Consider the following 23,752-nt stretch of genomic DNA (forward strand, 5'->3'; position numbering starts at 1 on the left):
GTGAGCGCGTTCTCCCACCTGTGGCTCGGCGTCACCGCCCTGAGGGCGTTCCGCCGGGGGATGGACACCGCGGGCTACAACGTGGCCAATGCGAACACGCCGGGCTTTTCGCGCCGGAGGGTGGAGCTTGCACCGCTCGAGCCCTCGGCGGCGGCGTACAACGTCCCGGGCCTCGGCGTCGGTGTGGCGGCGGTCCGCCGCGACCGCGACCCGTTCCTCGACTTCGCCACCAGGCGCGAGATGAGCCGGCTCGGCGGCGACGCGGCGCGCACCGAGGTGCTCACCGCCCTCGAGCCCGCTCTCACCGCCGTGGACGGATCGGCCCTGACAGGCCCCCTGGGGGACCTGTTCGACGCGTTCGAGGCGCTGGCCGTCCAGCCGGACGACCCCGCCCTGCGGCGCGACGCGATCGCGGCCGCGGAGAACCTCGCCGCCGCGATCCGCCGCTTCGACGCGCGACTCGCCGAGGCGAGACGCGCGGCCGATTCGCGGGTGGCCGATGCGGTGGACCGCATCAACGAGATCACGCGCCGGCTCGCCCAGATCAACGCGCAGCAGCCGGTGATCGAAGCGGGCGGCCCGGAGGCGAGCGACCTGCGCGACGAGCGCGACCGGCTGCTCGACGAGCTGTCGCACCTCGCCGGCGTTCAGGTCGTCTACGACGAGCGCGGCCGCGCCAACGTCTTCCTCCAGGCCACCGGTGACGCGCTGGTCACGGGTACGACCGACATGCCGCTCCGGCTCTCTCCCGACGGGGAGGGGATGCAGCGCGTGTACGTTTCCCGGGGCGGCGAGCGAGTCGACCTGACCGGCGTCCTGCGCCTGGGGAAGCTCGGGGGCCTCCTCGCCGCGCGCGACGAGACGCTCGTCGCCTACCGCGACCGGCTCGACGCCTTCGCGACGGCCGTCATCGAGGAGTTCAACGCCGCACACCGGGCCGGTTTCGATCTCGACGGCCAGCCGGGCCTGGCGCTCTTCCTCCCCGACCCTCCGGGAGCGAGGCCGGCGGCGGCGATCGAGGTCAACACGTCGGTGGCGGACGATCCGCGCCGCGTGGCTGCCGCGTCGGCGGCCGGCGAGCCGGGCAACAACGAGAACGCGCTGGCGCTGGCCGGCCTGCGCGAGAGCACGCCGGCGGGACTCGGCGGACAGACGCTGCTCGAGGCCGCCTCGGCGCTCGTCGGGGAGATCGGCCGGGACGCGGCCACGGCGGACCTCTCCCGGCAGGCGAGCGCCTCGATCGTCTCCTCGTTCGAGAGCCGGAGGCAGGAGGTCTCCGGCGTGAGTCTCGACGAGGAAGCGGCCAATCTCGCCCGCTGGGAGCAGTCGTTCCAGGCGGCCGCGCGCTTCATGAAAGTCGTCAACGACGTGACCGAGGTCGCGCTGCAGATCCTGAGGTGAGCCGATGCGGGTGAGCGAGTCCTTCAGCCACCGGACGTTTCTCGACGGCCTCGAGCGGACGCGCCGCAACCTCGAGCGGGCGCTCGCGCAGATGGCGAGCGGCCGCCGGGTGAGCGTCGGCTCCGACGACCCGCAGGCCGCCAGGGAGATCCTCCGGCTCACCGAGGAGATCGGGAAGCTCGCCACGCGGCGGCGGACGATCGGAGCGGCGCGTCCCTGGCTGGAGGCGACCGAGCGGGCGGTCGGCGAGGTGGGGGACGTGCTCAACGCAGCGCTCCAGTACGCCGTCCAGGGGGCGTCGGACACGGCGGGCGACGAAGGGCGGCGCGCCCTCGCCCGGCAGGTCGCCGCTCTGCGCGACCGCTTGGCGAGCCTGGCGGAGAGCCGGCTCGGAGGCCGGTACATCTTCTCCGGCACGCGGACCGACACGCCGCCGTATGACGCGGCCGGCGCCTACCAGGGGAATGCGTCGTCCATCGAGATCCCCCTCGACGATCGGCGGCTCGCCATCAATCTCACCGCTCCGGAGGTCTTCGGGGAGAGCGGGGTCGGGGGGCCGATCGATCTGCTCGAGCGGTTGCAGCAGGCGCTCGAATCGGGCACGGCGGACGACGTCCACGCCCTCGTGGAGCCGCTCCGGGAGGCGATCGCCGACAACGGGGAGAGGCTCGCCGAACTCGGGGCCCGGCGCTCGCGGCTCGAGGACGCCGACGTTCGGATCGGCGACCGCATCCTCGATCTGCAACGCCGGCGCTCGGAGCTGGCGGACGCGGACCTCGCCGAGGTGCTGTCCGAGGTCCAGCGACTGGAGACCCAGTATCAGGCCTCCCTGGAGGCCGGTGCGCGGATCGCGTCGGCCCCGACCCTCTTCGACTACATCGGGTGAGCCATGAAGGCACGGGCCAGGGCGGACGGCGGGCGGGTCGCGGGTGACGGGGCGGAGTCGGTGATCCGATTCCCCGACGCTCTCCCCGGCCTCGAGGGCGCCCACGCGTGGCAGCTCGTGGAACACCCCGAAGCGCTCCCGTTCCTCTGGCTCCGGTCGGTCGACAGGCCGCCCCTGGCCCTCCTCGTCGTCGATCCCCGGGTGATCCGACCGGACTACGCGCCGAACGTTTCGGCGGGCGACCTGGAGCGGATCGGTCTCGCGCCGGGGGCGCCCCGCATCGATCTCGTCGTCGTGACGCTGCGCGAGGGGGGCCGGGCCACCGCCAACCTGCGGGCCCCGCTTCTCATCAACCCGGAGAAAATGCTCGGCGCTCAGGTGATTCTGACGGATCCCTCGTGGCCGCTCCATCACCCGATCGCCGGTGCCGGCGCCGAAGCCGGCGGGACAGGGAGGTCCCGAACATGCTCGTCCTCAGCCGGAAACAAGGGCAGTCGATCCTCATCGGGGAGCGCATCAAGGTCAAGGTCATCGGAATCCACGGCCAGCAGGTGAGGATCGGCATCGAGGCGCCGCCGACGGTTCCCGTGGTTCGGGACGAGCTTCACCGGGCCGTCGCGGAGGCCAACCGGCAGGCTTCCCACGCGGGCGCGAGGTCCGTGGAGGAGCTGGCCGGCGTGTTCCGCTCTCTCGGCCGCGAGCGGGAGGAGGAGCGATGAGCGGCAACTCTTCCGTCCTCGAGGGGGCGGCGGCGTTCACCGAGAGGCTGGATCAACTCCCGCCGATGCCTCAGGCGGTGGCGCGCCTCCTCCGCATGCTCGACGCACCGGAAACCACGCCTGCGGATCTCCAGAAGGTCATCGAAACCGATCCCGCGCTGGTGGCCTCCCTGCTGAGGCTGGTGAATTCGGCGATGTTCAACTGGCCCCAGCAGATCACGACGATCTCGCACGCCATCATGCTCATCGGTTTTCTGCGGCTGCGTTCCCTGGCCCTCGCTACCGTGGCGGCGGGTCTCAAGAACGCGATCCCGGCGCTCGCCGCCGAGGCGCGCGACATCCTCTGGGACCACGCCGTGGCCACCGCCCTCGGCGCGCGGCTCACCTGCGAGCGGTTCCGGATGACGTGGGGGGAGGAGGCGTTCGTCGCGGGACTGCTGCACGACTGCGGGCGGCTCGCGATGCTGGCGCTGGAGCCGGTGGCGTACGCGCCGATGATCAGCAACGAGGTTCTTCCGGACTGCGTGCGCGAGCGCGACACGTTCGGGACCGATCACCAGGAGGTCGGCGCGGCTCTGCTGGCCCAGTGGCGCCTGCCGAAGCGTCTGGTGCTGGCGGCCGGCCGGCACCACGACCCCGAGGCGCTCGGCCAGGACCACGGTTCCCTCTTGGCGATGGTCGTTCTCGGAGACAGCCTGGTGGACCAGCGCAGCGAGGGGGATCCGTGGCGGGCGGCGGAGGCGCTGGGGCTCGACCGCGAGGCCCTCGAGGCGGCCCTCCCGGCAATCCGGGAGGAGGTCCGCCGGGTGCGCGCCGAGCTGATGCGGCTGTGATCCTCCCCGGCCGGCGCGCCGGCCCGCCCGCCTACTGGACGATGAACTCGACGAACAGGATCTCGCGCACCGGCGAGTTCGGCAGGAGCTGATTGAGCTCCCGCGCGATCTCCCGCCTCAGCGCCTCCTTCCCGATGGAGGTGCTGACGTCCTCGAACCGCTTCGAGGAGAGGACGGAGAGCACTCGATCGCGCACGCGCGCCTTGAGCAGCGGATCCTGGTTGTAGCGCTCCTCGCACGTCGGGTCGCTGACGACGGCGCGGATGGTGGCCTTGACGAAGCGGTTGCCGCCGGGGTCCGCGAGGTTCACCACGAAGGTGTCGAAGGGGATGATCACCTCCTGGGCCGGCGGCGGCTCGGCCGGCGCGGACGCCGCCTCGGCGGACGGCGCGGCCTGCGCCTGGCGCCCGCCCCCGAGCAGGAGCGAGACCCCGACCCCGGCGCCGGCCGAGACGACGGCCAACACCACCATCACGACGATCATCAGCCCCTTGCCCGACTTCTTCTTCGGCTGCTCCTGCTTGGTTTCCTTCTCTTCGTCAGCCATGGCTCGTCTCCCCGGCGCGGGCGCTCATCGCCGGCCCTTGCCGTCCGACTGCGACGTCTGGATCACGATCTCCACGCGGCGGTTCTTGCGGCGGCCCTCGGGTGTGGCGTTGTCGGCGACGGGCCGCGTCGGCCCGTAACCCACGGCCTGCATCCTGGCCGGCGGGACCCCTTGGGACTCGAAGAAGCGGACCACGGCCGCCGCTCGCCCCGCCGACAGCTCCCAGTTGCTCGGAAAGCGCTCCGAGCGGATCGGCAGGTTGTCCGTGTGGCCCTCGACGATCACCTTCGCCCCCGACTCCTTGATCGTCGCGGCGACCGCGGAGAGGAACTCCATCGACTCCTCGTCGATCGCGGTGCTCGCCGGCGGGAAGAGGAGCTCGCCGTCCACCCGCACACGGACGCCCTCGTCGGTCCTCTCGGCCTCGACGAGACCCTCGTAGCCGAACGTGCGGAGCTTCTGGACCACCTCCTCGAAGATCGCCTCGGCGGTGTACGTGGGCGGATTGAACTCGACGGCGATCACGGTGTCGCCGGAGGGGATCTCCGTGTAGTGGCGCATCGTCTGGACGCCGAACGCCTCCCTGAGGTATCCGGCGATCACCTTGAAGCGCTCCGTCTCCATCGTGCTGAAGCTCAGCAGCAGCACGAAGAAGCACAGGAGGAGCGACATCATGTCGCCGAAGGTGACGACCCACTCGGGAGCGCCCTTCTTCGGTTCGTCTGCGGGCGGTTGCATGGCCGTATCAGGCGGCCTTCTTCTCGAGCGCCTTGCGCTGCTTGGGCTCGAGGTAGGCCGACAGCTTCTGTTCGACCGAGGCGGGATGGTCCCCCTCCACGATCGACAGCACTCCCTGCAGGACCAGGAGCCGGCAGTTGACCTCGTCCCGGCTGCGGTTCTTGAGCTTCTCCGCCAGCGGGGCTGCGAACAGGTTCGCGATGATCGCTCCGTACAGTGTCGTCAGGATCGCGACGGCCATCGACGGACCGATGGTGCTCGGATCCTCCATCGAGGAGAGCATCTGCACGAGCCCGATCAGCGTCCCGATCATCCCGAACGCGGGTGCCGAGGTCGCCATCCCCTCCAGGAGGTCCTGGCCGATCTTGTGCCGCTGGGCGAGGAAGTTGATCTCGGTCTCGAGGACGGTCCGGATCGCGGCGGGTTCCATGCCGTCCACCGCGAGGCGGATCGCTTTGGCGAGGAAGGGATCGTCGATCTTGACCTTCTCCAGGGAGAGAAGGCTCTCTCGCCGCGCCTTCCGCGACAGCTCCACGATCGTGGCGATGAGTTCGCCGATCGGGGTCATCTTGCCGAAGAAGGCGTTCTTCACCACGCTGACGGTGCCGAAGACGCGGTTGAGCGGATTCTTGATGAAGGTCGCGCCGAGCGTGCCCCCCACGACCACGAGGGCCGACGGCAGGTTGAGGAAGATGACCGGATTCTCGCCGACGAAGATGGACGCGAGGACGAGAACTGTCCCCAGCACCAACCCGATGATGGTGGAAAGGTCCATTCCGGCTCGGTCCTCGGGCCCGCCGCGGGGCCGTCCCCAGACCGTCTCGGCCGCCGATCGGCGAACTTGAGCGGGCCCCGTCCCGGGTGGAGAGCGCCCCCGGAGGGGTCCCGGATTCAAGATTCGTGCCGGGCGGCCGATCAGGGGAGCAGGAGGGACCCATGGACTTCGTCATCGGACGGATCCCGCCCCCTGGAAGCGCCGCCGAGCGGCGAGGCCGGACGGAAGGGCAGATCGAGGCGCGCATCCTCCACGTCCGTGAGCCCCGCCGCCGCCGGAGGGGCCCGGGCGATGGTCCGGAGCGGCGGCGCGCCGCCCAGGAGACCGACCCGCCCGGCGCCCGGGTCCTGGTGGTGCTGGTCCCCGAAGCGCACCGGCTCCCCGACGACCTCGCGGAGGGGAACTACCGCCTCTTCCTGCGCTTCGTGCGCCGCTGAGCGGTGCCGGGTTGCCCCCGCGCGGGCGGAGCCGGAGAATGGATCGGTCCAAGCCGCCGGCGCCCCGGACGTCCCATGACGGCGCGGCGCGGCGGCATCGAAAAGGGGGCGAAAGGACTCGACGGGGAGCGGAAAGCACAGGTGGCACGCCGAGGCTGCCCGGAACCTCGTTAATCACCGGGCCGCTTGAACAAGCGCCAACAACGACTTCGCTCTCGCTGCCTGATCGAGGCGGCGCGCCCGCCCGCCCCTGCCCGTGGGGGCGGTCCCGGGTGTCATAGCTCACGGGCTGGCCGTCGCATCGCTGGCCCGGCGGTGCGCGGCGAGATCGACGGGCTGGCGACCCGGGCACCTGCCCTTCGGTTCCCGGGGAGCGAGATCTGGAAGAAGCGGCTAAGCGTGTAGAAGCCTGTCGCCGACCCTCCTCGGACGCGGGTTCGATTCCCGCCGCCTCCACCACCTCGCCCTCCGGGACGATTCGTTGCCGCCCGGAGGCGATCCCCGTACATGTCCGGCAAGCGTCCACCCCGGGTCGGGCCGGGGAGCGGCGAGCGGCGTGGGGTTCTGCCGCCCGGGGGTGCGGCATGGCGGCACGGAGACTGGTGATCGGGGTCCTCGACCTCCTGGCCGAGGAGCGCGCGCGCTCACCCCTGGCCTTCGCGTACGGGGCGGTGATGCGCAAGCAGTACGCGAGCGTCATGCCGCAAGCGGTCTCCGTCTGGTGCCGGCGGCTGGGCCACGAGGTGCACTACGCGACCTTCTGGGGCCAGAAGGATCCGGCGTCGCTGATGCCGGAGAGTCCGGACATCCTCTTCGTGTCCGCCTACACGCAGGCGAGCGCGCTCGCCTATGCCCTCGCGAAGCTCTACAAACGCCGCGGAGCCCTCACCGTCCTGGGCGGCCCGCACGCGCGCTCGTTCCCGCTCGATGCCCTGCGGTTTTTCGACATCGTCGTCAGGGACTGCGACCGGCTCCTGGTGGAGCAGATCGTGAGCGGCCACGTTCCGCCCGGCTCGCTCGTCACGAGCGGACGGAAGCTGCAGGAGATCCCTCCGGTCGCCGAGCGACTGCCGGAGATCGAGAGGTCCTACTTCTACCGCGGCCGGTCGCGGCGATTCACGCTGATCGGCCTGCTGACCAGCCTGGGCTGCCCCTACTCGTGCGAGTTCTGCGTCGACTGGGACAACCCGTACCGGCTGCTCCCGCCCGAGCGCCTGAGGGAAGATCTCGCTTTTCTCGCAGAGCGGTTCCCCGGCACCATCGTCGCCTTCCACGACGCCAACTTCGGTGTCCAATTCGATCGGACCTTGGCGGTCATCGAATCGCTGCCGGCCGGCCCGCGCAATCCGTACGTGATGGAGTGCTCCCTGTCGCTGCTCAGAGGCGACCGGATACGCCGGCTGCGGGACACGGGCTGCGTCTACGTGGCCCCTGGGGTGGAGTCCTGGGGCGACGACTCGGGCAAGGCGGGCGTGGGGCGCCGCACCGGGAGGGAGAAGCTGAACGGCGTCGTCGGGCACTTCGAGCGCCTGTTCGAACACGTGCCGGGACTCCAGGCCAATTTCCTGTTCGGAACCGACCTCGACGCCGGTGACGAGCCGGTGGAGCTGACGAAGGAGTTCATGCGGCGCACCCCCTTCGTATGGCCGACGGTCAACATCCCGATGCCCTTCGGCGGAACGCCGCTGTACGAGAGCTACCTCGCCCAGGGCCGGATCCTGAGGACGATGCCCCTCTCCTTCTACTACAACCCTCACCTGGTGACGACGCTGGCGCACTATCATCCGATCGAGTTCTACGAAAAGCTCATCGAGATCTTCGAGGAGATGACGTCGCCGGCGATGCTCGCCCGCCGGCTCGCCTTGCGCGTTCCCGCCGCGCTTCGCGCCTACTTCCTGCTGAGAACGCTCGGGATGCGCACCTACATGAGGGAGTACCGGCGGATCCTCCGCCTCCTGCGCGACGATCCCGCATTCCTCGCTTTCCACGAGGGCCGCACGACCGAACTTCCCGCCTACTACCACGCCCTCTACGAGCGCAAGCTGGGCCGCTACGCGCATCTGATGTCCCGCTCCGACAGGTATCCGGAGCTCGCGCAACCGTCGCGCGGCGCCGACGACCTCACCGCCTAGGGAGCGCGGGCGGAGCACCGCCCTCCCCGGCTCCGGTCGAGCGGGAAGCGGCGGCGGGCCGGGTCCGGGCCTGCCCCTCGGAGCGCGCGTCCTGCTCGCGCCCGGGGGGCGCCGCCGGGGCGAACCCGCGCGCGTGGAGAGGCGCCCGGCCGCGGGCGGGAGCCCCCTACGGGCAGGCGGCCTCCCGCGGGGGCCCGCAGGTCGCGTCGGTGTGCGGCCGGCCGAAGCCGGGGGCGCCCTCGCGGACGCCCGTCGAGGCGACGATCAGCCAGTAGCGGTTACCCGCGGCCGGCGTGAAGGTGTCGGGGGAGAGGCGGTCGCAGCGGCCTCCGATCGCCGCGTGGCTGAACGTACCGCCGGCGGCGAGCGCGTCGAGGTCGCCGCCCTCGATGGCGTAGGTCTGGCCGGGGACGGCGGCATCGTTGCACGAAGGGTCCCACGACGCCTGGACGTCGCCGCTCGCCAGCCGCTCGAACCGCGCCGTCGGCGGTACCTCGCCCGGCCAACCGGTGACGCCGCACACCGGCGGGCCGTCCTTTTCCGACTCGACCTTGACCTCGTCGATCCACCAGCCTTCGAGACTGTCGGCGGAGCTGTCCGAGCCGAAGACGAAGGCGAGCCAGATCCGGCGGCCGATGTAGGCGGAAAGGTCGAAGGTCGTCGTCACCCATCCGCCCGAGTCTCCGGTGAACGCCTCCTTGTCCTCGAGACCGTTGCACCTGCCGCTCGCGATCGTCGCGTCGTAACCGCCGTCCGGGATCAGCGGTTCGTAGACGTCCTGTCCGTCAGCAGCGCCGTCGATCACCACCTGACCGCCGTCGTTGCCGAAGTCGGTCTGATACCGGTGAACGAGCGTCAGCGTCGCCGCCCGGGCGTCGGCGGGGAGGTCGATACCCGGTCCGCCGGTCGAATCGCGACCCTGGAGGTAGAGCCAGGCGTAGTTCGCCTTGCCGTAGGCTCCGCCCGGGCCGCTGCCCGCGAGCCAGCTCTGCCCGTGCTCCGCGTCCTTGGAGTCGAGGTGCCACTCGTCGAGATACGGGAGGTTGCACAGGAACAGGCCGGGATCGACCGCCTCGTGGCTCCAGCTCGCTGCGGGCGAAGGATCGAGCGTGTCGTCGAGGTGGGTCGTGCGGATCGGCGGCTCGCGGTGATCGAGAACCGTCACCGTGAACGCTCCGGGCTGGTCCTTGTACCGCCCCGGAGCGTTGGTCGAGGTGATATCCACGATGTCGAAGACGATCGCTTCGCCGCACGGAAAATCGGGGTCGACGACGAAGCGGTAGCGGTTCGCCGCCGCGCCGACGCCGCCGCCGGGGATGTCCCCGTAGGGCTGCACGTCGGCACCCTCGATCGCCGCCCCGGGCGTCGATGTCGACAGGCGGGCCTTCACCCCCAGGGCGGTCTGGCTCCCGACGTTCCGGAGCCGCGGGCGGACCTCCCAGGTTTCTCCCGGTTCGACCGAGCCGTCGCCGTCGCCGTCGATCTCGGTGAGCGGCAGCTCGATCGAGTCGTACATCACGATCGGCTCGAGCGGATCCACCTGGACCTGCCACGCGCCGCGGCCGTAGGTGCCGGCGGTGATCGTGTCGAGCGACTGGTTGTACTTCAGGTCGTCGATGACGAGGCCCTGGGGCAGGCCGTCCATGAACGGCTCGAACGTCGCCCCGCCGTCCAGGCTGCGGAACACGCCGGTATCGGTGCCGACGTAGACCTTCTGATCGGTCAGCATCAGCACCGTGTTGGCCGGCACGTCGGGAAGGCCGGCGCCGACCGCGGTCCAGCCGGCGCCCGCGCGCCACTCCCACAGATGCGCGGTGCCGAAGCCGCTGACGGCGGCAAGAATGCGGTCCGGGTCGACCGGGTCGGAGGCGACATCGTTGATCGAGCGCGCGGGCAATCCCGCGCTGAGATCTTCCCAGGTCGCGCCGCCGTCGGTGCTGCGGAAGACCGTGGCGTTGGTCGACGATGCGACGACGACCTGCGGGAAGTTGCGGTTGACATCGAGCGACACGAGGCTGCCCGAGCCGTGTGTCAGGTCATCCGACACCGGCGTCCAGTTGTCTCCGTGGTCGTACGATTTGTAGACGCGGTGCGTCCCCAGGTACAGGATGTTCGGCGAGGTGGGATCGAGCACGTACGGCGTCACCCAGTTGATCCGGTCTCCGCCGATGATTCCGTTGCTCGCACCGGTGATGCCGTGGAACGATCCGAGCACGCCGGTCTCCGAGCGGCTCACGTGCGGGTAGCCTCCCGAGGGGTAGGACGCGATGTAGGCGTAGTTCGGGTTCTGCGGGTCGATGTGGCAGACGAAGCCGTCGCCGGTCACCGCCTGGAGGTCCCACACGTCGCTCGTCGTGCGGGCGAGCGAGCTGTTGTCCTGGGCGCCGCCGCAGATGATGCCGGTGTCGGTGGGGTGCATGCCGACCGCGTAGAACTGGGTCAGGTTCATGTTGCCGTTCCGGTTGAGGAAGGTGTTGCCGCCGTCGGTCGACTTCCACACACCCCCGTCGCAGCCGACCCAGAAGGTCCCCGGGTTGTTCGGGTCCATCAGGAGCATGTGCGTGTCCTGATGCACCTTCTGCGACGAGCCCCACGGGTTCGACAGATCGGTCCAGGTCGCCCCGCCGTCGGTCGACTTGAAGATGTGCACCGTGCCGCGGTAGACGGTGTTCGGGTCCTGCGGGTCGACGGCGATCGTCATGTTGTACCAGCACTGCCCGTCGCAGGCGTCGGAACCGGTCGACATCTGCGTCCAGCTGGCGCCGCCGTCGGTCGTGCGCCAGAACTCGGCGCCCCCGCTCGGACCGCTGGCGAACAGGGCGTAGACGACGTTGCCGTCGGAGGGCGCGATCGCCAGCTCGGTGCGCCCGGTGTCGGTCGATGGCAGTCCCGAGGCGGTCTGCTTGGTCCACGTCACCGCGTTGTCGGTCGACTTCCAGATGCCCTGGTTCGTCGCGCTCCACCAGATGTCCCGCACCTGCGGGTCCTGCTGGATCTCGTAGACGCTGACGCCGGACAGGCGCTTGGTCCAGGTGAGCCCGGCGTCGTTCGTCGTGTAGACGCCGCTGTAGTACGAGTTCCCGGAGGAGCAGCCGCGATGCCGGCCGCCCGTCACGATGTGGTTCGAATCGCGCGGATCCACGACGATGCTGGCGAACGAGGAGATGTCCTCCAGCGTCTGGCCTCCGGTCCCGTTGCGCGGCTCCCATGTCGCTCCGCCGTCGGTGCTGCGGAGCAGGCCGATCCCGAAGTAGCCCTCGCAGCCCTGCACGTTCTCGCCGGTCCCCACCCAGATCGTGTTCGGGTCGTTGGGATCGACGGCGACCGCGCCGATCGTCTGCGTCCCGGCGCTGTCGAACATCTGCTCCCAGCTCAGGCCGTCGTTGGTCGAGCGCCACAGCCCGCCGGAGGCGCTGCCGACCCAGACGGTCCCCGAGGGCCAGTCGACGGCGATCGCCGGCACGCGCCCGGTGACGTCGCCGAAAGCCCACCCTCCGAAGTGGGAAGGGGAGGGCCCGGTCGGGTACCAGAAGTTCGTCGCGGCGAGCAGGCCCTTGGCGCGGCGCTCGCGCTGCCGTTGGAGGGCCTTGCGGGTCTGCTCGACCGCCAGCCGCCGCCGGAGCGCCATCTCCGCAGCCGAAGAAGTGCCGGCCCGCCGCGGCCCGTAGAACCACTCGAGCCGGCGCAGGATCAACTCCTCTTCACCGACTCGCCGGTCCTCGATCCGCGGACCCACCGGGGATGCCTCCCCGGCGGCGAACGACGATGGCGCGGATCCGAGCCCGGCCGAGGTGAGCGCGGCCAACAGCGGGACGGCGACGAAGCGGCGCATCGGGGCTCCTCCCTCCGATCGATCGGGAATTCGTCCGGACGGAACCAGTACGGCGAACCGCCCCCCCGCGCATGGCGGAGCCGTGAACGGTACACCGCGACGGCCGGCGGCGCCGCGCGGCGTTCCCGGTTCGGGGCGCCCGCGGACTCGAACGGGCGCCGCGTTCCCCGGCGGCGGCCCGCGCCCGCCGCAGGAACGGGCGGCGCCGGGCGTGAGACGCCGCCGGAGCGTCTGCGTGCGCGGCCCGCCCCGGCCCGGCGAGCCCGCCGCCGGGGCCCGACGGGGCCGGCACGCGCCAACGCCGGCGGTTTCGCTTCCCGTGCCGGACCGGGGCGGACGGTGGGCGACCCCGCCGGGTGGAGAGCGCCGAAGGGGAGCCCGCGTCCGGTCCCGAGCGCCGCGCTCGCGGTTCCCTCCGGATCGCCCGCCCGGCGATGCGGCTGCGCCGCCGGAGGCTCCCGGAACGGTCCGTCCGGGCTCGGGGACCGTCGAGGACGAGTCGGTCGGGACCTCCGCCCCCCTCGACGGCACCCCCCGCGATGTTCGATGATCGGACGATGCGCCGTCCGTGCGGCACCGCGCTGATCGTCGCCCTCGTCGCCGGCCTCGGGGAGGGCGCGGCGGCGGCCGCGCTTCCGCCGGTCTTCGTCTCCTACGCCATCGAGGTGCAGGTGGATCCGGCGAGCCGGGCGTTCCGGGGCGAGGAGAGGCTGACCTGGCGGAATCCGGCCGGCGTCGCCGTCTCCCGCGTTCCGCTTCACCTGTATCTCAACGCCTTCGCCAACGAGGGGAGCACCTGGCTTCAGGAGGCGCGCCGGAGCGGTTTCCGCCGGTTCGATCTCGAACGGTTCCACGAGGTCTTCGACGATCCGTGGGGTTGGATCGATCTCGACGCGGTCCGGACGGAGCCGGCCGGCGAGGAGGTGCCGTGGCGTCCGGTCCAGCCGGACGACGGCAACCCTCTCGACCGGTCGCTCGTCGAGCTCCGGTTGCCGCGTCCGGTTCCCCCGGACGGCCTGCTGACGCTGCGCATCTCCTTTTCGGGGAGGTTGCCGAGGCCCTTCGCGCGGACCGGATGCGTCGACCGGTACTGCCTGGTGGGGCAATGGTTTCCCAAGGTGGCCGTCCTCGAGCCGAAGGGAACCCGGGGGGCCGAGCGGGCCCGCTGGGCGGCGCGCCAGTTTCACGCGGCGACCGAGTTCTACGCGGACTTCGCCGATTACGACGTGACCATCGAGGCGCCCGCCGGCTGGCTGGTGGCCGCGACCGGACGGCGCGAAGGCGATCCGATCGCCACGGATCGGGGCACCCTGCGCCATCGATTCCGCCAGCGCGCGGTGCACGATTTCGCCTTCGTCGTCGCGCGAGATTTCGAGGAGATCGTCTCCGAGCACGATCCGCCGGGGCCGGGCGGCCCGGTCGAGCTCCACTACGTGCTACCGCACGAGTTCGCCGATCAGCTCCCACGGTGGCGGACCGTGGCGGAGGCGACGCTCGACCTGCTCGGCCGGCGCGTCGGACCGTACCCCTACCGGACCCTCACGATCGTGCTGCCGCGCCTGGTGGCGGAGCGCACGGCGGGCATGGAGTACCCGACGTTCGTGGTGGCCTCCACCGTGGGGAGGGAGCTGGAGGCATGGCCGCTCCGCGCGACGCGGATCGCCGAACACACGCTCGCCCACGAGCTGATCCATCAATACTTCTACGGGCTGGTCGCCTCCAACGAGCAGGAAGAGGCGTTTCTCGACGAGGGATTCACCACCTATTGGACGGCCAGGGTGGCGGAGTCGCTCTACGGCGCCGGCCGCTCGTTGGGGTCGTTCTTCGGCCGGCCGCTCGGGGCTTTCGACCTCGCCCGCCTCGGCCTCGCCTACGTGGGCGGATCGATCCGCGAGCCCCTCAGGAAACGCCCCTCCGCCCTGTTCGCCGGGCGGACCCACGCCGTGCAGTTCTACGCCCGCACCGCCGTGACGCTCGCGACGATGGAGCGGATGTTCGGCCGCGACACGGCCGATCGGATCTTCCGCGAATATTTCCGGGCCAACGCCTTTCGGCATCCATCCGTCGAGGATTTCCTGGCCGCCGCGCGCCGGGCCGCCGGGGAAGAGGCGCAGGGGTTTCTGCGGGAGGCGTTCGGGCGGGCCCGCCTGCCGGAGTTGGCGGTCACCCGGCTCGAAAGCCACCGGGTGGAAGTGCCCCTCGGCTCGTGGCCGGCGCCGGAGGGGCGCATCACGGTCGACCGCTCCTCGCGCCACGAGCATGCCGATCTGCTCGACCTTCCGCTGGCGCGCGATTCGGACGGGAAGATCTGGCTCGAGATCACCGATCCCGGCTGGTTTCGCGAGGACTCGCACCGCGACGGGACGGTGCGCTGGATCGGTTTCGAGCCGGTGGAGCTCCCGGAGCCCGGCGGGGACGGCGTGGAACCGAAGCTGTTCGAAAGCGAGGCCGTGCTCGAAGGACCGGGATGGGACCACCTGCCGGTGACGGTGAGGCTCCGCTTCGCCGACGGGGCCGTGGTGGTCGACCGGTGGGACGGCCGCTCCCCGTGGCGCGGGTACCGCGCGATCAGGCGCGCGAGGCTCGAGGAGGTGATCATCGATCCCGGGGACGCGGTGCTCCTCGATCCGTCGCCCGAAACGAACGGTAGGCGCGCCAGGCCGGACTCCCGCTGGCTCGCCGACTGGGCCGGGTGGGCCGGTGCTCTCGCCGCCTGGGTCGCCTCGGGGGTGTCGCTGTGGTTCTGAACGCGCAGCGGCGCCTCGCTCCCCTCGCCGGCCTCGCCCTGGTGAACGGCTCGGTCCGCCTCATCCTGTTGCGGTGGGCCTTGCTGGTCGTCTCGGGGTCGGCCGCGGTGCTTCTCGCCGCGCCACCGCTCGCCGCCGCCGCCCGGCGCCCTTTCTTCACCGAGCCCGCAGGGCCGCTGCCGGCGGGCCACCTCGCGCGCCTGGCGATCGCCGCCGGACCCGGGCTCGGGGCGGCCGCGGGCGCGGCCGCCTTGCTCGCGCTCGCCGGCCATTGGCTTCTGGTGCCCGGCGCGATCGCGTGGCTCGACCGCGTGCGCCGCGGCGGTCGGCCCCGCGGCGTGGTGCGGTTCGTCGTCGAAGCGGGAACTCCCCGCCTTTGGGCCATGGCGCGGATCACGCTGCTCGCGGTGGCGCTCGCGGCCGCGGGGCTCGCGGCGATCCGGCTGGGCTTCCACCGGCTCGATGTCGCCGCCGAGCGAGGGGCGTGGGACTCCGCGGCACGCGCCGTGCTGCTTCCCCGCCTGCGCTGGCTGGCCGGACTGCTGTGGCTGGCACTCGTGGGAGCGTTCGCCTTCTGGTGCCGGGTGGTGATGGTGGCGGACGGGCGGGCCCGGGTGCGGTCGGTGATGCTGCTCGTCCCGCGGATCTGGGTCCGCATTCCGTTCTCGGCACCGGTCCTCTTCGTGGCGGTCACGGTCCTCGTCCAGGCGGGCGCCGGCGCATACCTGCTCGCCTGGCGCCAGTCGGCGCCGCGCTCGGTGTCGGGGCTCGCGGCCTGGAGCGCGGGAGCGCTGGCGGTGCTCCTGCTTCAAGCGGGGGCCTGGCACTGGCTGCTGCGCAGCGCGCTGGTGGCCTACGGGAATCCCCGCCTGGCACCGCTCCGCGCGCGGCCCGATCGTCCCTGGTACCTGTTCAGGCGGCTCGCGCGCCGCCCCGTTCCGCCGCCGACTCGGAGCGTCGTCGCCGCGGTCGCCGCGCCCGAGCCCGCGGAGGGAAACGGTCCGGAACCCTGACCTTCCGAGGTCCGCTCCTCCGGACGCCGGGTGCGCTCCGGCCGGATGGGGGAGGGGGCTCGGGCGCCTTCGCGGCCGGCGGCTGGGGCGGCGGCGAAGTCCCGATTCTCCAGACCCTTGGGATCACCTCGGGGAAGCGGCACCCGCGTGACTTCGGGGTGGCCCCGTGGCGCCGTCCCTAGGGTTGTGCTACGACATTTCGCGAGATGACGAAATGAGCGAGCCCCTCCCCGCCGCAGTCGAGATCTTCAAGAGCCTCGGGCATCCCACCCGGCTCCGGTGCCTGCTCATGCTCGCCGAGGGCGAGCTGTGCGTCTGCCAGCTCGTGGCGGTCCTCGGCCAGGCGCCTTCCACCGTCTCCGCCCACCTCCACGCCCTGCGGCGCGCCGGGCTGCTCGAAGAACGCAAGAAGGGGCGCTGGGTGCTGTACCGCCTCGCGACCGGCGAGACGGTGCGCGCGGTGCTGCGGTGCGTCCGGCCGCTCGTCGCGGGCGATCCGCAACTCGAGCGCGACGCCGACCTGTGCCGGCGCCTGCGTGCCATCGGGCCCGAGGAGCTGTGCCGAGTCGGCCTCGACCTCGCACGCCTGACCCCCTCCGATACCGCCCCGGGCCCGGCCGGCCCGCGGCACGAGGTGTGAGTGGCGATGAACCGTCCAGCGAAGCGGATGAACTTCTTCGAGCGCTACCTGAGCCTGTGGGTCGCGCTCTGCATGGCCGTCGGCGTGCTGATCGGAAGGGCTCTGCCCGGCCTGACTGCCTCCCTCCGGGGTCTGGAGTTCGCCGAGGGCAGCCACATCAACATCCCGATCGCGGTGCTGATCTGGCTGATGATCTACCCGATGATGCTCAAGATCGACTTCGCGTCGATCCGCGACGTCGGGCGCCGGCCGCGCGGCCTGTTCGTCACGCTCTTCGTCAACTGGCTGGTGAAGCCGTTCTCCATGGCGTTCTTCGCCTGGATCTTCTTCCGCCACCTCTTTTTGCCCTGGATCGGCCACGACCTGGCGAGCCAGTACACGGCGGGGGTGATCATTCTCGCGGCCGCACCCTGCACCGCGATGGTGTTCGTCTGGTCCTATCTGTCGGACGGCGATCCGGCCTACACGCTCGTCCAGGTGTCGGTCAACGACCTGGTGATGCTGGTGGCCTTCGCGCCGATCGTGAAGTTCCTCGTGTCGGGAGCGTCGGGGCTCCACGTGCCCTTCCGGGTGCTCCTCTATTCGGTGCTGATCTTCGTGGTCATTCCGCTGGCGGCGGGCTCGATCTCGCGGGCGGTGCTGATCCGGCGCAAGGGAATCGAGTGGTTCACGAAACGGTTCCTGGCCTTCTTCCAGCCGGTGACGGTGGCGGCCCTCCTCGCCACGCTCGTCTTCATCTTCGCGTTCCAGGCGGAGAACATCACGACGCGTTGGTTCCACGTGATCCTCGTCGCGATCCCGATCCTGGTTCAGGTCTACTTCAACTCCACGCTCGCCTACGGGCTGATGCGGGCGTTCCGGGTGCCCTACCCGGTGGCCGCTCCGGGCGCTCTCATCGGGGCGTCGAACTTCTTCGAGCTCGCCGTCGCCACCGCCATCGCCCTGTACGGCCCGGAGTCGGGCGCGGCGCTGGCCACGGTCGTCGGCGTGCTGGTGGAAGTGCCGGTGATGCTCTCCGTCTGCCGGTTTTGCGTCGCCACGCGGGGCTGGTACGAGCGAGGAACGGCTGAGCGCGCGGAAGCGGCGCAGGCTTGACCGGGGCTGTCCGCCAAGCCCCCGCGAAGGCGCGGCATCGGCTCGCCGGGCGGGGAGCTCCGTTCCCCGGGGTCGGGACTCGCCCCGGCCCGCCCGGGGCTGACCCGCGGGCGACCGACCCGGCGCGCGGGCGAGACGGCCGGCCCGTGGGCCCGTCGGTTCCGGTTCCCCGAGGCCATCGACGCGACGCTCGTGGGGTTCACACTGGGCGGTGCGAATTCGGGCGGAACCCGTCCAGGAACGAGGAAACCGGATCGACAGCGGCCGGCCCGGGCGGCCGGAGCGCCTCCGGGAATTGCGCTTCGCACAGCGTCCAGCGGTATCGTTTTCGGAAGACCCGGCGCCGGCGGTGGCCGGCCCCGCGACCGACGCGAAAGGACGGGAGGAGACGATGCCGGTCTACGAGTACGTCTGCCAGGATTGCGGCGCCCCGAGCGAGGTGCGCGCGACGGTGGACGAGTACAGCCGGGGCCTGCAGGTGCGTTGCCGCGAGTGCGGTTCGGAGCGGCTGGACAGGGTGTTCAGCTCGGTGGCCGTCAACTCCGGAAGCCCACCCCCATCCTGCTGCGGTTCCGGCGGCGACCCGTGCCGGTGTCGCTCGTAAGAGCGGCCGCCCGCACCCGGCTCCCCGACCGCGGCCCCGTGCCGGATGCCATCGGCCCTCCGAACGGATACGGGCAGGATCGTGCCGAACCGGGCCGCACCGGGAGGGGATGGGTGCCCGTCACAGGGTGCCACGAAAGGCCCGGAGCGGTGGACCGATCCTCCGCGCGCGGGCGCGCGGCGGGGGGGATGGCCGCGGTCCCGGCCCCCGGGCCCGGCGCCGCCGTCAGCGCGGCTCGACGGTCCTGAGGGCGCGGCGCCCGGGCCACTCGTCGAGCAGTTCGCGCAGCACCCGCGCGCGCCGCGCGTCGTGGCGGACCACCGTTTCGGGGAACAGTTCGGGCCGCAGTCCGGGATGGGTCTCGTCGAGCCAGGCGAGGAACTCGCGGTACGCCGGCATCCCTGCTTCGAGCGTCGCGGCGGTGAGCGGCGCCGGATAGGTCGCGGCGATGAGCCCGCCGCGCAAAACGAAGCGCGTACCGGGCCGGTAGACGGCCCCGTCGAGACCGAGCGCTCTGAAGAACGCGTTGCGCTCCGTGATCGATGCCACGCGGATCGTGTCACCCTCGCGCTCGATGCCGTGCATCTCCAGCTCCGTCTCCATGACGAAATCCCACTCGAACAGGTCCGCGAGCGCCCGGCGCCCCCGGATCGGCTTCTTGCCGGGTAGGACGAACACCGAGTCCTCGCTGTGCATCGCCAGCAAACCCTCGAGGTCGTGAGCCCGGTGGAGCGCCACGTAGCGGTCGATCAGCGCCTGCGCCTCGCGGTTTCCCTCGGTCCCGCACGACAGCAGCAAAAGGGCGGCGAGCGCGGCGGTCGTCGTTCGTCGCATGGGATCTCCTCCCGCGGGAGGACCGTGCGCGAGCGAGGGGCGGCCGGTGCCGGAGGGCCGGCTCCGCACCCGGCGATCAATCCTCGTCGCAGGCGTCCCCGATCCCGTCGCCGTCCGAGTCCGCCTGATCGTAGTTCCAGTCGTAGGGGCAGTTGTCTTCCTCGTCCGGCACCCAGTCGTTGTCGTCGTCGGGATCGCAGGCGTCCCCGAGGCCGTCTCCTTCGGCATCCGCCTGGTCCGGGTTCGGTGTGGCGACGCAGTTGTCGTCCGCGTCGACGACTCCGTCGGAATCGGTATCGCTGTCGGTGTCGCAGGCGTCCCCCTCGCCGTCGCCGTTCGCGTCCCGCTGGTCCGGGTTGTAGAGATCGGGACAGTTGTCGCAGGGGTCTCCCCGGCGGTCGCCGTCGGCGTCGGCCTGGAGCGGGTCGAAGACGCCCGGGCAGACGTCGCAAGCATCCCCCGCTCCGTCGCCGTCGCCGTCCGCCTGGTCCCGGTTTCTCTGCTCGGGGCAGTTGTCGCACGCATCCGGGATTCCGTCCCAGTCGCCGTCCCGTTCGGACGCGTTGGCGACGGTTGGGCAGAGGTCGCAGGCGTCGCCGCGGCCGTCCCCGTCGGTGTCGGCTTGCAGCGGGTCGGGGATGTTGGGGCAGACGTCGCACACGTTGCCCGCGCCGTCGTCGTCCTCGTCGATCTGCATCGGGTTCGGCACGCCTGGGCAGTTGTCGGCCACGCCGCACGCGTCCTCGGAAGGGATCATGCCGAGCGCAAGGGCGGTGCTGAGCACGCAGCCGCGGACCAGCTTCCGCGCCAGCGGCTCGAGCCCGGTTTCCTCGGGGATCGTCAACGATTTGTACAGGACGCAGGCCGCCTCTCCGGCCGGGCGGGCGGCGCCGCTTTCCCAAAGGGTGCGCCAGGAAACGAGACGCTCGAGCAACGCCGCGTTGACCGATGGATCGCGCGAGGCGGCGAGCCGGATGTGCGCTTCCAGGTCCTCGAAGTCGCGGCAAGGGGGCACGTAGTAGCTGAGGAGATAGCCACTGAGGGTGCCGTCGCCGTCGAGGTCGCGGTACGCCCAGCTCTCCGGCTGGACGAAGGCGACGGCGGTCGTTCCCGGGGAGCCGATAGTGTACTTGTAGCCGAACCCGCCGGTCCGGTAGGTGGTGCGCTCCGAGATGCGGTACAGCTCCATCCACGAGGTCCAGTAGGGATAGCAGCCGGTGTCGGCGTCGTTGTGCCACGAAACGAAGTCGCCGTTCACCGCCGCGTCGCGGCCGAACAAGTTGAAGTGCGTCCAGCCGATCTCGTGCAGCTCGCCCGTTCGGAGGTCGAAGTGCATGAGCAGCTCCGGGTGGCGGTCCTTGCCGCGCCCGATCACCGCATCCCCCTCGATGTCGATGATCCCGTCCATTTCCGGGATCTCCGTGCGCTCGCCGGTCGCGACGTCCTCGACGTACAGGCGGCCGGTGCTCCGGTCCTTCCAGGAAAAGCGCGTGCCGTCCACCGCGTAGCCGGACCAGCCGGGTCTCGTCCCTTTCCGGGTTTCGCCGGGTCCGAGCCACACGAAGCCGGTGTCGTAGTCGTACCAGCCGTGCTCCTGGAGGAAGACGGCCAGGTCGGTCTCGGGATCGCTGTTGATCCAGCGGGTCGACGGAAGCCCGCTGTTGAAGATCTTTCCTGTCCCGCCCGGCACGTCCGGCGGTACCCACCACCGCAGCACCGCACCGCCGACGTTCCCGTCGCCGTCCAGATCCTCGCCCAGCACTTCTTCGTCGGTGAGGAAGAAAACGGCGTGCCGCGTCGGGCTGGTCCAGTCGCCGCGCCGGACGATCGCTCCGGTGTCGTAGACGGTGCCGTCCCGGGCGTCCACCACGCGGAGCACGCCGTCGTCGAGATCGCCGTCACCGTTGGCGTCCTCGCCCGTCATCGACTCCGGAATCGGGAAGGCGATCCAGGGGTCGCCGGCGCGGGCCGAGTAGATGGCCTCGGGATCGCCGGGAACCGATCGCGTCTCGCCGGTCGAGATGCGGTGCCAGAAGACGAGGGCGTCATCGAGGTCGCCGTCGCCGGTCAGGTCCCTGGAAGCGTCGGTCTCTCGCAGCGTCCAGAGGACGACGTCTCCCTCGACGTCCCAGCTCCGTGCCGTGCCGAGCAGCCGCGTCTCCTCGCCGCCGATCTTTCGCAGCGCCACCAGCGAATCGTCGATCTCTCCGTCGCCGTCGAGATCCTCGCCGGCGAGCAGCTCCTCCACCAGGAAGACGATCGTGCCGCCGGTGACGACCTGGCAGTCGTTCCAAAAGCAGGTCTGCTGGTCGAGCGTGATCATCGCGCCGTCCCTCGGCTCGGGGCAGGGAAGTGTCCGGCTCTCCGCGCGGACCTGGTCCGGCCATGGCACCTCGGCCCGGAGCGTTCCACCCTCGTCACGCCAGGTCAGCAGGTAGTACAGATGGGTCGATCCGCGTGAAGGGACCGACCCGGGCGCAAGCTCGAACGAGACGCCGCGGGACTGCCCCGGCGCGAGATCGCCGACGTGGAGGTCGGCGGCCGCCCCCGGGACGATCGAGAGGACGTGCGTGATCGTCCCCGGACCGCCGCGCGCGATCCGGTCGATCGGTCCCGTCATCGTCGAGGCGACGACGTGCACGTGGAGGTCGCGGAGCGGTTCGCTGCGGCGGTTGGCGATCTCCAGCGCGATTCGCCGTCCGGCGGTGTCCCCGGCGTCGGCCGTCCCGTCTTCGAGCGTCACCGTCAGGGCGGGGGACGGCCCGATCGCCGGCGCGAAGCTCGCCGCGAGCAGGTCGTCGAACCGCCGCGCGAGGCGCGCACCGGCGCCGGGCTCGATCTCGGTGCGGATCCCGCCGGCGGCGAGCCGGATCGCCGCGTCGAGCACGGCCATCTCCGGCTCGGCCGGCAACGGCCGGTCGAGATGGACCGGCGAGCGCGGGTCGTTGTAACCCTCGTCGTCGAGCCGCCGGACCAGATCGAGCAGGCGGAGCCGGACCGGGGTGTCTTCGGACAGACCCTCCCACAGGCGCGCGAGCGACGCCGGGTCGGGGCCGGCGGGACAGTCCGATCGTTCGGCGGCGAAAGCCGGGGAGATCGCGAGCAGGAGAACGAAGAAGGACGCGGCGGCGCGCATCGGGAACCCCCTTCCCCCGGGCTCTCCGCTCGGCTCCGCGGATCCGGGCCGTGACGCCCGGGCTGGGGGAAGCCTACGGCGGCCGGGACGAAGGGGCCACCCCGATCGCCGGGCGCCCGGCCGGGATCAGCGCCCGTCTTCGGGCCGAGCGCCGGGCAGGAGACGGGCGGGGCGGAGCGCTTCCTTTCCGAACCTCTCGCGGAGCGAGTCGGCGATGCGGCCGAGCACGCGCTCCTTTTCCTCGCGCTCGTCCGGGAAGAGCGCGGGAGGGAGATCGTGGCGGGCCGCGAGCTGGCTCGCGCCGAGGCCGAGGAGACGGATCCCCCGCCCCCCGAGCTCCACGCGCTCGCGGAACAGCTCGAGGGCCACCCGGAACAGGGTGGAGGCGAGGTCGGTCGGCTCGGCGAGCGTTCGCGAGCGCGTCACCGTGCGGTAGCGGTCGTCCCGGACCTTCAGCGTCACGGTCCGAGCGACGAGTCCGCGGCGCCTCAGCTCGCCCGCGACGCCCAGCGCCCGCGCCAGCAGTTCGCGCTCGATCGCCTCCCGGTCGTGCAGGTCGTGCACGTAGGTCCTCTCCTCGCTCACCTGCTTGCGCTCGTGGACCGGCTCGACGGGGGTGTCGTCCTCGCCGCGGGCGCGGCGCCGGAGGAACTCCGCGGTCCGGGCGCCGAGAGCGCGGCGCAGCCTCCGATCGGGGCAGCGCGCGACGTCGCCCACGGTGCGCAGGCCGAGCCGGGCGAGCCGCTCCGCCATCCGCGGCCCCACGCCCGGGATGGCGCGCACGGGGAGGGGATGGAGGACCCGCGGGACGTCCTCGCTCCGGATCACGACCAGGCCGTCCGGCTTGTCGAGGTCGGAGGCGATCTTCGCCAGGAAGCGGCACGGGGCGATCCCGACGCTCGCGGTCAGGCGCTCGCTCCTGCGGATCCGCTCCTTCAGCTCTCGAGCCAGCTCGGCCGCCTCCTCGAAGCCTGCCACCGCGCCGGTCAGATCGCCGTAGGCCTCGTCGATCGAGACCCTTTCCACCACCGGCACCCGCTCCTCCACGATCGCGAACACCCGCCGGGACACCTCCCGGTAGAGCGCGCCGCGCGGAGCGATCCAGACGGCGTCCGGGCACAGGCGCTCCGCGGTGACCGACGGCATCGCCGAGCGGACGCCGTACGGTCTCGCCTCGTACGAGCAGGTGGTGACGACGCCCCGCGGGCCCCGCCGGCCGACGATCACCGGCTTGCCGCGCAACTCCGGCCGCTCCCGCTGCTCGATGGCGGCGAAGAAAGCGTCCATGTCGAGATGGAGGATGATCCGCACGTCGCCGCCCGCCCCCGTTCGGCCACGGCCGCCGTCCATGGTAGACCCGCGGCGCTCGCAAGGCCGCGGCCC

The 23,752-nt window shown here is 71.5% G+C and carries 19 protein-coding genes and 1 other RNA gene; 13 read left to right on the plus strand and 7 right to left on the minus strand.

The genetic code is table 11. From position 1 onward, the window contains the following. Genes flgK through D6718_03720 form a run of 5 tightly spaced genes read left to right on the plus strand, consistent with a single transcriptional unit; the run spans position 1 to position 3,839 of the window. Positions 1–1,401 (plus strand): flagellar hook-associated protein FlgK, encoded by a 1,401-nt coding sequence (gene flgK, locus D6718_03700; GenBank protein ID RMG47393.1) that lies wholly within the window; start codon positions 1–3, stop codon positions 1,399–1,401. 4 nt (positions 1,402–1,405) lie between these two features. Next, the gene (locus D6718_03705) at positions 1,406–2,287 is read left to right on the plus strand and encodes a hypothetical protein (protein RMG47394.1); all 882 of its coding nucleotides are present in this window, start codon (positions 1,406–1,408) and stop codon (positions 2,285–2,287) included. 3 nt (positions 2,288–2,290) lie between these two features. After that, positions 2,291–2,842, plus strand: coding sequence for a flagellar assembly protein FliW (locus D6718_03710; protein ID RMG47395.1), 552 nt, complete (start codon positions 2,291–2,293; stop codon positions 2,840–2,842). Next, positions 2,752–3,006, plus strand: a complete 255-nt coding sequence (gene csrA / locus D6718_03715; GenBank protein ID RMG47396.1) for a carbon storage regulator — start codon at positions 2,752–2,754, stop codon at positions 3,004–3,006. Before D6718_03710 ends, csrA begins: the two co-directional genes overlap by 91 nt. Next, a complete protein-coding gene (locus D6718_03720) occupies positions 3,003–3,839 on the plus strand; it encodes an HDOD domain-containing protein (GenBank protein RMG47397.1) in 837 nt (278 codons plus the stop codon). The genes csrA and D6718_03720 overlap by 4 nt, the downstream gene beginning before the upstream one ends. Positions 3,840–3,870: 31 nt before the next feature. Here the strand turns inward: D6718_03720 and D6718_03725 are convergent, their stop codons facing one another. The 3 genes from D6718_03725 to D6718_03735 are packed head-to-tail and all read right to left on the minus strand — an operon-like array spanning position 3,871 to position 5,899. Continuing rightward, a complete protein-coding gene (locus tag D6718_03725) occupies positions 3,871–4,386 on the minus strand; it encodes a hypothetical protein (GenBank protein RMG47398.1) in 516 nt (171 codons plus the stop codon). A gap of 24 nt (positions 4,387–4,410) precedes the next feature. Further along, positions 4,411–5,124 (minus strand): flagellar motor protein MotB, encoded by a 714-nt coding sequence (locus D6718_03730; protein RMG47399.1) that lies wholly within the window; start codon positions 5,122–5,124, stop codon positions 4,411–4,413. A 7-nt stretch (positions 5,125–5,131) separates the two neighbouring features. Beyond that, entirely contained in the window at positions 5,132–5,899 is a 768-nt protein-coding gene (locus tag D6718_03735; GenBank protein ID RMG47400.1) for a motility protein A, read from the minus strand. 161 nt (positions 5,900–6,060) lie between these two features. On the opposite strand from D6718_03735, the gene D6718_03740 reads away from it, so the two are divergent. The 3 genes from D6718_03740 to D6718_03750 all read left to right on the plus strand — a co-directional run bounded on the left by D6718_03740 (position 6,061) and on the right by D6718_03750 (position 8,468). Then, the gene (locus D6718_03740) at positions 6,061–6,336 is read left to right on the plus strand and encodes a hypothetical protein (protein ID RMG47401.1); all 276 of its coding nucleotides are present in this window, start codon (positions 6,061–6,063) and stop codon (positions 6,334–6,336) included. Between the two features lie 104 nt (positions 6,337–6,440). Further along, positions 6,441–6,795: a transfer-messenger RNA gene (gene ssrA / locus D6718_03745) on the plus strand. A gap of 146 nt (positions 6,796–6,941) precedes the next feature. Beyond that, a complete protein-coding gene (locus D6718_03750) occupies positions 6,942–8,468 on the plus strand; it encodes a radical SAM protein (GenBank protein ID RMG47416.1) in 1,527 nt (508 codons plus the stop codon). Positions 8,469–8,634: 166 nt separating this feature from the next. On the opposite strand, the gene D6718_03755 is transcribed toward D6718_03750, so the two are convergent. Next, positions 8,635–12,300, minus strand: a complete 3,666-nt coding sequence (locus D6718_03755; GenBank protein ID RMG47402.1) for a hypothetical protein — start codon at positions 12,298–12,300, stop codon at positions 8,635–8,637. A 356-nt stretch (positions 12,301–12,656) separates the two neighbouring features. Between D6718_03755 and D6718_03760 the strand changes: the two genes are divergently transcribed. From D6718_03760 to D6718_03780, 5 genes are all read left to right on the plus strand, one after another. Then, on the plus strand, positions 12,657–15,047 hold the full coding sequence (locus D6718_03760; GenBank protein ID RMG47403.1) for a M1 family peptidase: 2,391 nt from the start codon (positions 12,657–12,659) through the stop codon (positions 15,045–15,047). Further along, positions 15,038–16,060 (plus strand): hypothetical protein, encoded by a 1,023-nt coding sequence (locus tag D6718_03765; protein ID RMG47404.1) that lies wholly within the window; start codon positions 15,038–15,040, stop codon positions 16,058–16,060. Before D6718_03760 ends, D6718_03765 begins: the two co-directional genes overlap by 10 nt. A 214-nt stretch (positions 16,061–16,274) precedes the next feature. After that, positions 16,275–16,700, plus strand: coding sequence for an ArsR family transcriptional regulator (locus D6718_03770; protein RMG47405.1), 426 nt, complete (start codon positions 16,275–16,277; stop codon positions 16,698–16,700). A 6-nt stretch (positions 16,701–16,706) separates the two neighbouring features. Then, the gene (arsB, locus tag D6718_03775; GenBank protein ID RMG47417.1) at positions 16,707–17,795 is read left to right on the plus strand and encodes an arsenical-resistance protein; all 1,089 of its coding nucleotides are present in this window, start codon (positions 16,707–16,709) and stop codon (positions 17,793–17,795) included. 349 nt (positions 17,796–18,144) lie between these two features. Further along, entirely contained in the window at positions 18,145–18,399 is a 255-nt protein-coding gene (locus D6718_03780; GenBank protein RMG47406.1) for a hypothetical protein, read from the plus strand. Between the two features lie 225 nt (positions 18,400–18,624). Here the strand turns inward: D6718_03780 and D6718_03785 are convergent, their stop codons facing one another. From D6718_03785 to D6718_03795, 3 genes are all read right to left on the minus strand, one after another. Then, on the minus strand, positions 18,625–19,233 hold the full coding sequence (locus D6718_03785) for a hypothetical protein (protein ID RMG47407.1): 609 nt from the start codon (positions 19,231–19,233) through the stop codon (positions 18,625–18,627). A 76-nt stretch (positions 19,234–19,309) separates the two neighbouring features. Next, positions 19,310–21,853, minus strand: a complete 2,544-nt coding sequence (locus D6718_03790) for a hypothetical protein (protein ID RMG47418.1) — start codon at positions 21,851–21,853, stop codon at positions 19,310–19,312. Between the two features lie 642 nt (positions 21,854–22,495). After that, positions 22,496–23,719 carry a DNA polymerase IV gene (locus D6718_03795; protein RMG47408.1) on the minus strand — a complete coding sequence of 408 codons (1,224 nt, stop codon included), beginning with the start codon at positions 23,717–23,719 and terminating at the stop codon, positions 22,496–22,498. Positions 23,720–23,752 lie beyond the last annotated feature (33 nt).

The organism is Acidobacteriota bacterium (assembly GCA_003696075.1).
Classification (GTDB): Bacteria; Acidobacteriota; Polarisedimenticolia; order J045; family J045; genus J045.